The organism is Variovorax sp. V116 (assembly GCF_041154435.1).
GTDB classification, from domain to species: domain Bacteria; phylum Pseudomonadota; class Gammaproteobacteria; order Burkholderiales; family Burkholderiaceae_C; genus Variovorax; species Variovorax paradoxus.
This window is the reverse complement of the sequence record NZ_AP028661.1, coordinates 4,821,361-4,833,829: the sequence shown is the minus strand read 5'-3', so window position 1 is coordinate 4,833,829 and position 12,469 is coordinate 4,821,361. Positions and strand designations below refer to the sequence as shown.

Annotated in this window: 11 protein-coding genes; 1 reads left to right on the top strand and 10 read right to left on the bottom strand. The window is 70.3% G+C overall.

Annotated elements, in window-relative coordinates:
* Positions 1–4: 4 nt before the first annotated feature.
* From ACAM58_RS23110 to ACAM58_RS23095, 4 genes are read right to left on the bottom strand one after another with little or no spacing between them, the layout of a single operon-like run.
* On the bottom strand, positions 5–1,393 hold the full coding sequence (locus ACAM58_RS23110) for a DUF1254 domain-containing protein (RefSeq protein WP_369663626.1): 1,389 nt from the start codon (positions 1,391–1,393) through the stop codon (positions 5–7).
* Positions 1,394–1,443: 50 nt separating this feature from the next.
* Positions 1,444–2,445, bottom strand: a complete 1,002-nt coding sequence (locus tag ACAM58_RS23105; protein ID WP_369663625.1) for a Bug family tripartite tricarboxylate transporter substrate binding protein — start codon at positions 2,443–2,445, stop codon at positions 1,444–1,446.
* 25 nt (positions 2,446–2,470) lie between these two features.
* Positions 2,471–4,582: an acetate--CoA ligase family protein gene (locus ACAM58_RS23100; protein WP_369664509.1), complete on the bottom strand. Its 2,112-nt coding sequence runs from the start codon at positions 4,580–4,582 to the stop codon at positions 2,471–2,473.
* Between the two features lie 14 nt (positions 4,583–4,596).
* Positions 4,597–5,658, bottom strand: a complete 1,062-nt coding sequence (locus ACAM58_RS23095) for a porin (RefSeq protein WP_369663624.1) — start codon at positions 5,656–5,658, stop codon at positions 4,597–4,599.
* Between the two features lie 203 nt (positions 5,659–5,861).
* Between ACAM58_RS23095 and ACAM58_RS23090 the strand changes: the two genes are divergently transcribed.
* A complete protein-coding gene (locus tag ACAM58_RS23090) occupies positions 5,862–6,554 on the top strand; it encodes a Crp/Fnr family transcriptional regulator (RefSeq protein WP_278881301.1) in 693 nt (230 codons plus the stop codon).
* 16 nt (positions 6,555–6,570) lie between these two features.
* Here the strand turns inward: ACAM58_RS23090 and ACAM58_RS23085 are convergent, their stop codons facing one another.
* From ACAM58_RS23085 to ACAM58_RS23060, 6 genes are read right to left on the bottom strand one after another with little or no spacing between them, the layout of a single operon-like run.
* Positions 6,571–7,200 (bottom strand): YdeI family protein, encoded by a 630-nt coding sequence (locus tag ACAM58_RS23085; protein ID WP_369663623.1) that lies wholly within the window; start codon positions 7,198–7,200, stop codon positions 6,571–6,573.
* Positions 7,188–8,141 (bottom strand): phosphatidate cytidylyltransferase, encoded by a 954-nt coding sequence (locus ACAM58_RS23080; protein WP_062367197.1) that lies wholly within the window; start codon positions 8,139–8,141, stop codon positions 7,188–7,190. The genes ACAM58_RS23085 and ACAM58_RS23080 overlap by 13 nt, the downstream gene beginning before the upstream one ends.
* Positions 8,138–8,869 (bottom strand): lysophospholipid acyltransferase family protein, encoded by a 732-nt coding sequence (locus ACAM58_RS23075; RefSeq protein WP_369663622.1) that lies wholly within the window; start codon positions 8,867–8,869, stop codon positions 8,138–8,140. The genes ACAM58_RS23080 and ACAM58_RS23075 overlap by 4 nt, the downstream gene beginning before the upstream one ends.
* Complete coding sequence (locus ACAM58_RS23070) at positions 8,866–9,306, bottom strand: hypothetical protein (protein WP_369663621.1); 441 nt, start codon at positions 9,304–9,306, stop codon at positions 8,866–8,868. Before ACAM58_RS23070 ends, ACAM58_RS23075 begins: the two co-directional genes overlap by 4 nt.
* A complete protein-coding gene (locus ACAM58_RS23065; protein WP_369663620.1) occupies positions 9,299–10,648 on the bottom strand; it encodes a phosphatase PAP2/dual specificity phosphatase family protein in 1,350 nt (449 codons plus the stop codon). The genes ACAM58_RS23070 and ACAM58_RS23065 overlap by 8 nt, the downstream gene beginning before the upstream one ends.
* 19 nt (positions 10,649–10,667) lie before the next feature.
* On the bottom strand, positions 10,668–12,440 hold the full coding sequence (locus ACAM58_RS23060; RefSeq protein WP_018906207.1) for a bifunctional alpha/beta hydrolase/class I SAM-dependent methyltransferase: 1,773 nt from the start codon (positions 12,438–12,440) through the stop codon (positions 10,668–10,670).
* Positions 12,441–12,469: the final 29 nt, after the last annotated feature.

Below are 12,469 nucleotides of genomic sequence, written 5' to 3'. Positions count from 1 at the left end.
GTGCTCAGTCCTGCTGCGCCTGCAAGGCCGGAATGCGCCAGCTCTGCACGCCCTCGCGCGGGTAGTACATGCGCAGGATCAGGTAGAAGCGTCCGGCCGGTGCCGGCAGCCAGTTGGCGGCGTCGGCGGGGCGCGCGTGGCTCACCACCAGCTCGAGGCTGCCGTCGGCGGCGCGCTTCAGGCCGGGCGTGCGGTCGCCGATGGCGTGGCGGCGGATCTCGTTGGGGTAGAGAAAGCGGTCGGTGCCGTACAGGGTGACCGACCAGAAGGCGTCCGCGGGCGGCAGGTCGCCGGCCTCGAAGCGCATCGCGTAGCGGCGCTGGCCGTCCAGCGGCTCCTGGTTGGCGTCGTGGTGCGCGGCGGCGTACACCGCCTCGCTGGTGGCGAGCGCGCCCAGGCCCAGGTAGGCCGTGCGCGCGCGGCCGAGGAACTCGTTGCCGTAGCGGCCGGTGGCCGGCGTCATCGACCAGGGCTTGGGCCGGCGGTTGCGACCCACCGCGCCGACCAGCTGCACGCCCTCGGCGAAGCCTTCGATGAGGCCTTCGCGCAGTGGCGCTTCGAGCGCGTCCCACGAGAACGCGGCATTCGCCAGCAGACCGCCCTGGCCGAACCACGCCACGAGGCCGCGGTCTTCCACGCGGCCCGGCGCCTCGGCCAGGGCGTGGCACACGTTGGTGAAGAAGCGCGGCGCCACTTCTGCGGCCGGCTCGCCATGCTCGAAGGCGGCGGCCATGGCGTCCTCGTACGGACCGGCCCATTGCTCGATGGCGGCTGGGCGGCCCTGCAGCACGGTGCCGGGCGCGGGTTTCAGTTGGATCTCCGACTGCAGCGCGCGCGCGGCCGGCCAGTCGCTTTCGTCGCCCACCAGGATGCGGCCGATGAGCCAGACCAGATCGGTCGGGCAGCGCACCACGCGGTGGGCGGCGAGCGACTCCGGCACCGTGCCGCCCGGGCCCACGAGCACCACGGTCTCGCCCTCGGAGTTGCAGTTGCGCGGGCCGAGATTCTCGAAGTTTTCGGTGTAGGCGTCGTACAGCGGCAGCACGAAGTAGCGCCCGGGATGGCGCGACGACGCGGGCACCGTGAGCAGCATCGGCCCATGGGCCAGGTGCAGCCAGGCCATGGTGTAGAGCAGGTCGTTGGCGGGCGTGACCACGTCGCGGTCTTCGTGGGTGGAGGGGCGCGGCGCATGGTGCAGCGTGTTCATCGGCGCACGCACGTCCGAGCCCGCCGAGGCGCCGTTGCGGCGTTCGGCGCGGGGCGCGGTCTGCATGGCGCAGGTGCGGTAGGTTTCGGTGAGCGGATAGCCGTAGACGAAGGCGGCCAGGCCGATGGAGCGCGCGAGCGCCTTGCGGGCAATGGCGATGTCGGGAACGGAGACGGGAGCGTTCATGGGGGAGGACCTCGGGGCTGGGGTTCGAAAGGAAGATGTGGGAAGACGGTTCAATCGAGCTTCACGCCCGTGGCCTGCGTGAGCTTCAGCGTCACGGGCAGGAAGGCCTTGTAGGCCGCGGCGGCTTCGGCCGGCAGGTTGCCCACGGGCTCGGCGCCGAGTTCCTCGATGCGCCGGCTCACCTCGGGCTGGCGCACCACCGCGCTGACTTCGCGGCCCAGGCGCTCGACGATGGCATCGGGCGTCTTCGCCGGCGCCATCAGCGAGGTCGGGCCGGTCATCGCGTAGACCTCGTCCGCATAGCCTTGCTCGGCAAAGGTCGGCACCTCGGGCAGCGCGCGGGCGCGCCGGGTGCCGGCCACGGCCAGCGGGCGCAGCTTGCCGGCCTTGATGTAGGGCTGCAGCGTGGTGATGGAGCCCACGGTCATCTGGATCACGCCGCCGATCAGGTCGATCGCCATCGGGCTCTCGCCCTTGTAGGGCACGTGCATCGTCTGCAGGCCGTAGGCCTTGTCCATGTACACCTGCACCTGGTGCGGCTGCGTGCCCGGGCCCCACGAGCCCATCGAATACTTGCCGGGCGCGGCCTTCACGGTGGCGATCAGGCTCTTGAAGTCGGTGGCCGGCACGGAAGGGTGCACCGCCAGCACCGTGCGCGTGGTGGCGATGTCCGACACCATGCGCAGGTCGGTGCGCGGGTCGTAGGGCAGCTTGCTGTAGAGCACCAGGTTCGCGGTGACGGGGCCCGGCACCGTGAGCAGCAGCGTGTAGCCGTCGGGCGGGCTCTTGACGACGTAGTCGGTGCCGATGATCCCGCCCGCGCCGCTGCGGTTCTCGACCACCACCGGCTGGCCCAGCCGCTTGGACAGCCCCTCCGCCAGGAGCCGCGCGAGGATGTCGGTCGAGCCGCCCGCCTGGTACTGCACGATGATGCGCACCGGCTTGGAGGGGAAGGGCGGCTCCGCCGCCGACGCCGCGCCGCCCGCCGCGAGGGCCAGCCCGGCGCCCAGGCTGAGTGCGCGTCCAAGTCCGTTCTTCGATGTCGTGGTCATGCGATGTCTCCGGGGTTGTCGTTCGTCAGGGCGCGCGGCCGATGACCAGCGCATCGGCCGCCACACAGCCGCCCTCCGCCTGCGGCCGTGCGATCAGCGGGTTGATCTCGGCGCTGTCGAGCGAGTCGCCGGCGCGCTGTGCAAAGTCCGCGAGCGCGCACAGCGCATCGGCAATCGACGCGAGGTCCGCCGGCGGACGGCCGCGCGCGCCGTTCAGGATCGCGAAGGCGCGCAGCTCGCGCACCATGGCCAGCGCGTCGTCGCGCGTGATGGGCAGCGCGCGCAGCGACACGTCGCGCAGCGTCTCGACGTGGATGCCGCCCAGGCCGAACATCAGCACCGGGCCGAACACCGGGTCGCGGTGCACGCCCGCGATGCACTCGACGCCGCCTGCCAGCATGCGCGCCACCAGCGCGCCGTCGAGCCGCGCATCGGGCCGCGCCGTGAGCGCGTGGTTGCGCGTGCGCTCGAAGGCCGCGCGCGCCTGCGCCGCGCCGCGCAGGCCGAGCGCCACGCCGCCGACGTCCGACTTGTGCGGAATGTCGGCGCTGACGATCTTCACCACCACCGCCTCGCCGAGCGCATCGGCGGCGGCCGCGGCCTCGTCGGCGCTGCGCACCACGCGGTGCGCGACCACGGGCACGCCGGCGTCGGCCAGCAGGGCGAGTGCTTCGGGCTCGGACATCGCGCCGGGGGAGAGCGTCAACGGTTCAGCGGCTGGTGCCTCAGCCACTGCAGCAGCGGACGCAGGCTTCAGCCCCGCCAGCGCAGCGATCGTGCGGATGCCGTCCGACGGATCGGCGAACACCAGGCAGCGCATCGCCTCGAGCTCGGCGCGGCGCTCCGGCGACAGCAGCGTGCTCACCGCCAGCAGCGTGTCGGGATACGCCTCGCGCAGCGAAGTCACCAGCGAGCGCAGCACCGGCCAGAACGCATCCGACGCACCGGCCGCCGCGAGAAAGCCCATCCACGATGCAAAGCCGCGATCGTCCAGCATCACGCGGGCCGTGCGCTCGATCAGCGTCATGTCGTTGGTGACCTGCCCCGTGATGTCGACCGGGTTGCGCGGTGCTGCGAAGGGCACCCAGCTGCGCAGCGTGTCCTGCGCGGAATCGCCCAGCGGCTGGACATCGAGGCCCTGCGCCGAGGCCTCGTCGGCCATCAGCGCGCCGACGCCGCCCGAGAGCGTGAACAGGCCGATCGAGCGGTCGCGCGGGCGGCCCGCCACGGCCGCGCTGTGGGCCAGGTCGAAGAACTCCGTGAGGTTGCGCGCGCGCAGCACGCCGTACTGGCGGAACACGGCGTCGTACACCGCGTCGTCGCCCGCCAGCGCGGCGGTGTGCGAGGCCGCGGCCTCGGCGCCCAGCGCGGTGCGCCCGACCTTGACCATCACCACCGGCTTGCCGTTGGCCTGCGCCAGGGCCAGCGCCGCGCGCAGCCGCGGGCCGTCGCGGCAGCCTTCCATGTAGGCCATGATCACGTCGGTGCCGGGGTCCTGCGCGAGCCAGGCCAGGCAATCGGCGACCTGCACGTCGGCCTCGTTGCCGGTGGTGGCCCACAGCGACAGGCCCACGCCGCGCGCCCGCGCCATCGCGTACGCATAAGCGCCGAACGCGCCCGACTGGCTCACCAGCCCGATGCGCCCCGGCACCACGCGGCCCACGCTGGGCGCCGGGGAGAAGGTCGCATACACATGGCGTGCAATGTTCATGAAGCCCAGGCAGTTGGGGCCGACCAGCCGCACGCCCGCGGCACGCGCCTTGTCGCCGAGCCGGGCCTGCGCCGCCGCGCCCTCGGCGCCCACTTCGGCGAAGCCCGAGGAGAACAGCACCACGCCTTTCACGCCCGCCGCGATGGCGTCGTCGAGCGCGCCGTCGACCAGCGCCGACGGCACCGCGAGGATGGCCAGGTCCACCGGCTGGCCGATGGCGCGCAGGCTCGCAAAGGCAGGCAGCTCCTGGATGCGCTCGGCGTTCGGGTTGACCGGGTAGAGCGGGCCGTCGAAGCCGAAGCGGCGCTGGTAGTCGACCGGGATGCCGCCGATCTTCTGCGCGTTGGACGAGGCGCCGACCACCGCAATGGCACGCGGTGCGAACAGCGCCGACAGGGATTCGGCTTGCGAGGAGAAGAAGTCCATGGACATGGCAGCTGTCAGAAGTTGTGGCGGATGCCGGTGGCGAGCACGCGCACGTCGTTGCCGCTGTTGGGTGTGACCGCGATGGTGGCGAGCGAGGCCGAGGCGCCGTGCCGGTTCAGCAGGCGCAGCCAGCGCGCATAGAGCACCGTGCGCTTGCTCAGGTAGTAGTCGTAGCCCAGCGTCCAGGCCAGCTGCGAGCGTTCGCTCTCGGCCACCTTGCGCTGCGTGGCGCCGAAGATCAGGTTCGAGGCCGGCGTCACGTTGTAGGTGAGGCCCAGGTTGCTGAGCTTCGCGGCCGGCACGCCGGGCAGGCTCGATGCGTTGCGCACGTAGCTGGCGTACAGCTGCAGGCCGATCGACGGCAGCTCGTAGGAGCCGGTCAGCGCCTGGTAGGTCGTGGTGGCGGGCAAGGCCACGGGCGCTGCGGCCGAGCCGGAGCGCGCGCGCTGGAATGCATATGCAATGTAGTAGGGCTTGCGCGCCCAGCCGATGCTGCCGCCGTAGACGTTGCCGCTCTGGTGGCTCGGCGCGCTCGATTCGCCCGGCGCATAGGCGATGTCGGCAAAGAAGTCCATGCTGGCCGGCGTGCGGTAGCGCACCATGTTGCTGGCGCGGGCCGCGAAGGGCGTGAGGCCCGGCTGTGCGTCGGTGGCCGCCACCAGGTTGATGGGCGAGAACACCGAGTTCAGGCCGTAGGGGTCGGCCTTGAACAGCGCGTAGAACATCGGCGTGTACATGCGGCCCGCATCGATCTGCCCCCACGGCGCCGAAAGGCCGACGAAGGACTGCCGGCTGAACGACATCGCGGGGCCGGGCAGCGTGCCGTTGCCGGTGTCGGGCGCAAAGCCGCTCTCGAGCGTGAAGTGCGCGCCCAGGCCGCCGCCCAGGTCTTCGGTGCCGCGAAAGCCGATGCGCGAGGCGGTCTGGCCGCCGTCTTCGAGCCGCGTGGAGGAGGCGGCGCCCGACTTGGCGTGCGCCATGTACAGGTCGACCGTGCCGTAGATGGTCACGGTGCTTTGCGCGAGCGCAAGGGCGCAGGCCGTCAGCGCGAGGCCGGCGGTGGCTGTCTTCTTCATTTGCTTTGTCTCCGGGTGTGGCTGCCGCCTGCGGGTGCAGGGCGGTGCCGCTTGTGTGCTTGTCGAGGTCCGGGGCTTACGATAGAAATGAAGACCCGCTGAATCTGTCAACGCCTTGACAGATTCGTGAACATCAAGGCAGGGAGAACCCGCTGGCCCGATCGACTGTTTCCTCCCCCCAAGACGCCGAAGAGAGCGCCGAATTGCTCGACCGCGCTCTGCGCTGGAACGAACTTTTCTCGCACTGGCCCGACGCGCTGCGCGCCGAGCTCATGAAGTCGGCGCGCCTGGTGCGCTACCGCCGCCGCACGCAGGTGCTGGCGAGCGACCGCCACAAGCGCGAGCTGCTGGCGGTGGTGTCGGGCTGCCTGGAAATCAGCAGCATGAGTTCGCAGGGGCGCAAGTACGTCAACGCGCTGCTCGGGCCCGGGCAGGTGGCGCCGCTGGTGCGCCTGCTCGCGGACGTGCCGCTGCCCTACGACTACCACGCGCACGAAGACTCGGTGATCGTCCATCTGCCCTGCGACGCCGTGATCGCGCTGCTCGATGCCGAGCCCGTGCTGTGGCGCGACGTGGCCAAGATGGCGCTGAAGCGCCAGCGGCTCAGCGTGGTGCTGCTGCAGAACCAGATGCTCAACTCGGTTCGCGGGCGCGTGGCCGCCACGCTGATGAGCGTGATCCACTTCTATGGCATGCAGGTGAAGGCGGCGGCGAGCCTGCCCGTGCGCCTGTCGCAGAACGACCTGGCGGCAATGCTCGGGCTGTCGCGCCAGACCATCAACAAGGAGCTGGGGCGGCTGGTCGCCGAAGGCGTGATCGACATGAGCTACAAGCGCATCCGCATCGTGGACCCGGACAAGCTCGCGCACATTGCGGCCGGCACCGGGCCGCAATGAACCGCGCCGGACCCGCTCAGGGATGGATCTTCTCGCCCTTGGCCAGCATTTCCACGAACTGCGCAATGCGCTTCGCCCGCGTCTCGGGCCTCTTCGCGCCCTGCGTGCGGAACAGCACCGCATAGCGGTTGCGCGAATCGAGCGTGGCGAAGAAGACGGCGGCCTTGGGGTTGGCGTCGAGCGCGGCCTGCAGGTCGGGCGGCACGGTGGCAATGCTCTGGGCATCGTAGGCCGCGTCCCAGCGGCCGTCGGCGCGGGCGCGCTCCACTTCGGCCAGGCCGGCGGGCTGCATGCGGCCTTCGTCGATCAGCTTCAGGGCCTTGTCGCGGTTGATCTTCGACCAGACGCTGCGCGCGGTGCGCGGCGTGAAGCGCTGCAGGAAGAACTGCGCGTCCTGGCTCTTGCGCTGGCCGTCGATCCAGCCGTAGCACAGGGCGGCTTCGAGCACCTCGGCGTAACTCACGGTGGGAAAGCCGCTGTCCTTCTTCGCCATCCGCAGCCACACGCCGGACGCGGTGGCGTGATGGCGCTTGAGCCAGCGCGTCCAGCCGGCCACGGTGGTGCAATCGACCGGCGTGTCGTGCGCGACGCGCTCGGCGGTCGTGGGGTTCTTCGTGCGGGCGCGGGCTGTGCTCACGGCACCCACCAGTAGCGCAAGGCGTGGAAGTAGATCGGCGCCGCGAAGATCACCGAGTCGAGCCGGTCGAGCATGCCGCCGTGGCCTTCGATCATCGAGCCCCAGTCCTTCACGCCGCGGTCGCGCTTGATGGCCGACATCACGAGGCCGCCGAAGAAGCCCATGAGGCAGATGGTGAGCGCCATCAGCGCGGCCTGCCAGGGGTTGAACGGCGTGGCCCAGTAGAGCGCCGCGCCCAATGCCGTGGCGCTGGCCACGCCGCCTACCAGGCCTTCCCAGGTCTTGGAAGGCGAGAGCTCGGGCGCCACCTTGCGCCGGCCGAAGAGCTTGCCCCACACGTACTGCAGCACGTCGCTGCCCTGCACCACGATCACGAGAAACGCGATCAGCAGCAGGTTGCGGCCTTCGAAACCGGGGATCTGCAGCGTGAGCAGCGCGGGCACGTGGCTGATGCAGAACACGCAGACCATCAGGCCCCACTGGATCTTGGAGGTGCGCTCCAGAAAGCGCTGCGTGTCGCCGCCCACGGCCGCGAGAATCGGCAGCACGAGGAAGGCGTAGACCGGGATGAAGATCGAATAGAGCCCGTACCAGTCGATCCACACCAAAAAATACTGCACCGGCAGCCCGATGTAGAAAGCCGCCGCAATCGCATGATGGTCGCCGCGCCGGGTGTAGGCCAGGCTGATGAACTCGCGCAGCGCATAGAACGAGATCAGGTAGAACAGCACGATCACGCCGCCCTTGCCGAACGCGAAGGACAGGCCGATCACCGCGACCATCACCCACCAGGCATTGACGCGCGCATTGAGGTTGTCGATCACCGAGTTCGGCTGCCCGGCCGCCACGCGCCACTTGAGCAGCGCGCCGATGGCCGAGGCGAGGATCAGCACGCCGGCCACGCCGCCGAACAACTGCAGCGTGGTCTGGGTGGAAGCGGAGATGTTCATGGCGTTGCCGTTGCTGCTGCTGCTTTTTCTTGTTCGGACAGGCGGTCGTACTCGGGCCGCAGGTCGAGCATGGCGGCGCGCGCGCGGGCGATGAAGGCATTCTTGTCTTCGCCTTCTTCGAGCCGGATCGGCGTGCCGTAGCGCACCGTGCAGGCCAGCGGAATCGGCACCAGCGTGCCCTTGGGCAGCACGCGCTTGAGGTTCTCGATCCACACCGGCACCAGCCGCACATTGGGGCAGGCGCGCGCCAGGTGGTAGAGGCCGCTCTTGAGCGGCAGCAGGATCTCGTCGCCGGTGTTGCGCGTGCCCTCGGGGAACATGATGAGCGAGTCGCCGCCGTCCAGCGCCTCCTTCATCTGCTCGACCGGGTTCTCGCCCTGGCCTGAGCCGTCGCGCCGGATCATGAGCGCGTTGAACACGTCGGCGCCGATGAACTGGCGCAACTTGGAAGCCATCCAGTAGTCCTGCCCGGCCACGGGCCGTGTGAGCGCGCGCAGGTCGGGCGGCAGCGTGGCCCACAGCAGCACGAAGTCGCCGTGGCTCGTGTGGTTGGCGAAGTAGAGCGTCTGCTCGGCCTTGGGCGTGGTGCCGCTCCAGATGGCGCGCACGCCGGTCAGGAGGCCGGCCGCGCCGATGATGAGCTTGCCCGCGACCACGGCCAGTGCGCGGCGCAGCACGGTGCTTTCGGGGCGGCGGTCTTTTTTGTTGTTGTGGTCTTCTTCGGTCAAGAGAGATCCTGTGTCATCAAGGCAAGAAGAAACATCGCGCTCTGGCAGGCGACCACGATGGCATGCCGCTGCATGAGCTGGCGCGTGCCCTGCACGCGGTCGTCGAGCGGGCGCAGCGCCTTCGACGCCTCGGCACTGCGCAGGCCCAGCCGGTCGAGCGCGTTGTCGAGCGCGTCCAGCGAGGCGATGGCGCCGCGCGCCAGGTCGGCGAACAGCGCCTGGTCCAAGCGCAGCCTGAACGCGAAATAGCGCTCGAGCGCACCCAGCACCAGTACCGCGCCAAACGCCATGGCGGCCGTGCTCGACAGCGAGCGCAGCGTGAGTGCGAGCACCAGCGCCGCGATGCATGTGAGCGCGAAGCCCCACGCCGCCAGCACCGCCGCCGCGCGCAGCAGTGCGGCGAGCGATGCGCAGGTGGCGCGTTCGTCGTCAGTCATGGGGTGGTGCTCCTGGAACCGCGGTGTCCAATGGCGCGAGCGACATCCGCCACGCCGGCCGCAGCACGACCTGCGGACGCGCAAGGCGCACGGCGTCCTCGGCCTGCGCCAGTCCGCCCATCGCGCCATAGCGGCCCAGCCAGGCGATCACGGCGGCGGCGCTGCGCGAGAAGCCCAGCGCGCAGCACACCCAAACGGCCGCGCCGTCGGCATTGCGGCGCTGCCCTTCGATGACCGCGGCCGCGCGCTGCAGGCGCACGGTCGGCGGCACGGTCAGGTCGAGCATCGGCACGCAGCGCGCATGCGGCACGCCGGCCGGCATCTGCAGCTCGGCGCACAGGCTCACGAGCCGGGGCCGGCCGGCGGCCATCCATTCGGCGCGCGTGGGCTGCCGCCCGAGCAGCAGGCCCGGCACCACTTCGACGAAGGCCGGCAGCTTGCGCGTCCAGAGCCATGCGTTGACGGCTGCGCCCAGGCGATAGGGCGCGAGCAGCCAGCGCGCCGCCCAGCCCATGCGGCCTTGGCCGTCCATCTGGAAGCCGCGGGCGCCGAAGCCGACGTAGTTGAGCGCTACCAGCGCCAGCGAGGCCGAAGGCCAGGCGAGCCACAGCGCAACGCCGCCCAGCTGCACGGCCACGGCGAGGAACAGTGCCGCACCCACGGCGTAGAAACCCGCGAGCTTCCAGCGCTGCGCATCGCGCGTGCAGCGCCAGGCGCGCGGCATCGAAACCGTGCGCTCCAGCGGCCAAAGCCACACGCAGAACAGCCCGAGCAGCGCGCCGGTCGGAATGTCGATGAAATGGTGCTGCCAGGTCGTGAGCACCGAGGCGCAGATCGCGAACGCCCACACATGCAGCACCAGCCTGGCCCATGCGGCGCGCAGGAACTGCCGATACCAGTCCCACAGGATCACCGCCAGCGCGATGTGCAGCGACGGCGCCTGGTTGTAGGGCTGGTCGAAGCCGCGCAGCGCGTTGAACAGGAAGGCCGGTGCGCCCTCGACCGCCGGCTGGCCGAAGCTGAAATGCAGCGGCCAGATGACGAAGCAGGTGCAGGCGATGAGCGTTGCGCTCACCAGCCGCAGCGCGTGCCGGTCGAGCGTGTGCCTGCTGCGCGCGAGGAAGAGCGAGAGCGCGTAGAAGACGTTGATCGTCCAGTACGGAAAGATCGTCCAGGCCCAGAACGGCAGCTGCCGCTCCCACTCGAAGGCCATCGAGGGCACCTGCGCGCGCGTGGTGGCCCACCAGTTGGCCAGGCCGTAGGTCGCATAGAACAGCGGTCCCAGGAACACGAGCCAGGCGGCTGCGCGCTTCCAGGGCCGTGGTGCGGGCGGGGGGGTCATCTGGCGCGCAGCCCGTGGCTCACGCGACCCTCACCGCGAGCGAGACGGTGAAGATGCCCCATTCGTCGATGCGCTGGTCGATCTTGCGGAAGCCCGCTTCCTCCACCAGCTGGTCCATCTCGGCCTGCGTGCGGCGGCGCATCACCCAGGCTTCTCCCTGGCGGTGGCTGGTGAGCGCGCGCGCAATCATCTCGAGCTGCGGATGCCAAGGCTGGCCGGTGTAGACCAGGTAGCCGCGGTCTTCCACCGCATCGCCCACGCCCGCGAGCGAGCGCCGCACCATTTCGTTGTCGGGGAACAGCTCGTAGAGGCCCGACACCACCGCCAGCGTGGGGCGCGGCGTCACGGTGGCCAGGCTGATGCGGTCGAAGGCGTCGGCCTGCACGAACTGCGCCACGTCTTCCAGGCCCTTCTCGGCAATGAGCGCGCGGCCGTCGCGCACGTTGATGTCGCTGTAGTCGCGCAGCAGGATCGAGCTGGCCTTGACCGGGCTCGCAAGCACCGCGTCGAGCACGTAGCGGCCATGGCCGGCCGCGATGTCCATCACGCGCACTTCGCGGTGCATCTCGGCCAGGCGCTCCATGGCGATGCGGATCAGCTCCTCGACGTGGATCTTGCGCTGCCTGATGCCGCGCCAGCCGATCGAGTTCAGGTAGGTCTTGTCGACGGAGCGGCCCAGCGCGCCCTTGCCCTTCGGCTCGTTGCGGTAGACGTAGTCGAGCGTGCTGCCCGAATCGAAGCCGGTGTCGTGACCGAGCTTCACGCCGCGCGAGAGCACACCGCCCAGGCGCAGGCTGGCGCGCGTCATGCCCCAGTAGGCGCCGCGCAGCGAGAGCGGCGCCAGCGGCTCGGCCAGCGCACGCGACTCGTCGGCGGTGTTGCCAGCCAGGTGCGCGGTGCGCAGGTCGACCGGCGCGGGCGGCTGGTCGAACAGCTGCAGGATGAATTCGCGGATCGCCTGCACCGCCGGCGCGCGGTCCTTCTCGCCCAGCGTGTCGTGGAAGAAGCCCGGCAGTTCGAGCTTGGTCTTGACGGCGCTGCCCAGCCGCTCGAAGAACTGGTGCTGCGGCTTGTGGTGCACCACCCAGTCCGATCCCGAGATCAGCAGCTGCACCGGCAGCGTGATCGCGTTGGCGTCGGCCACCACGCGGTCGGCGGCTTCGTAGAGGCCGAGCAGGATGTTGACCGCGATCGGCTGCGAGATCAGCGGATCGCTTTCGTAGCTTGCGATGCGCTCGGGGTCGTGCGTGAGGAACTTCGCCTTCACATAGCTGTTGACGAAGAACAGGCCGCGCAGCTTGTGCATCAGCGCGAGCCCGGCGCGTGCAAAGGGCACGTAGAGCTTCACCTTGAAGGCCGGCGAGGCCAGCGTGAGCCCGCGCACCTTGGGCGCGTAGTCGTGCGCCCAGGTGGAGACCAGCACGGCACCCACGCTCTGCGCGATCACGTGGATGTCGTGCTCCGCCACGCCGTGCGCGCTGCCGATGTGCTGGACGAAGGTCTGCACGTCGCGCACCGACGTGGAAAAGCTCGGGCTGAAGCCGCGCTGGCCCGGCGAGCGGCCGTGGCCGCGCGCGTCCCAGGCGAAGAAGTCGAAGTCGGGCAGGTCGAGCTCGTCGACCAGGTGCGCCATGCGCGCCCCGTGCTCGTGGCCGCGGTGGAACAGCACGATGGCGCCGCGCCGTGCGCCGCCGGTGGCCGGCCAGTGCCGGTAGAAGAGCGATTCGCCGTCGTGCGTGCGGAACTGGCGCTCCTGCGGACTGCGTTGTGGATGGGTGCTTGTATCGGTCATCGGATCCCTGTCGCTATTCATATGTTTGT

Excerpts from the sequence above, each read along its gene's own strand:
- ACAM58_RS23110 (WP_369663626.1), bottom strand. The coding sequence starts at position 1,393 with ATGAACGCTCCCGTCTCCGTTCCCGACATCGCCATTGCCCGCAAGGCG.
- ACAM58_RS23105 (WP_369663625.1), bottom strand. The coding sequence starts at position 2,445 with ATGACCACGACATCGAAGAACGGACTTGGACGCGCACTCAGCCTGGGC.
- ACAM58_RS23100 (WP_369664509.1), bottom strand. The coding sequence starts at position 4,582 with ATGGACTTCTTCTCCTCGCAAGCCGAATCCCTGTCGGCGCTGTTCGCA.
- ACAM58_RS23095 (WP_369663624.1), bottom strand. The coding sequence starts at position 5,658 with ATGAAGAAGACAGCCACCGCCGGCCTCGCGCTGACGGCCTGCGCCCTT.
- ACAM58_RS23080 (WP_062367197.1), bottom strand. The coding sequence starts at position 8,141 with ATGAACATCTCCGCTTCCACCCAGACCACGCTGCAGTTGTTCGGCGGC.
- ACAM58_RS23070 (WP_369663621.1), bottom strand. The coding sequence starts at position 9,306 with ATGACTGACGACGAACGCGCCACCTGCGCATCGCTCGCCGCACTGCTG.
- ACAM58_RS23065 (WP_369663620.1), bottom strand. The coding sequence starts at position 10,648 with ATGACCCCCCCGCCCGCACCACGGCCCTGGAAGCGCGCAGCCGCCTGG.
- ACAM58_RS23060 (WP_018906207.1), bottom strand. The coding sequence starts at position 12,440 with ATGACCGATACAAGCACCCATCCACAACGCAGTCCGCAGGAGCGCCAG.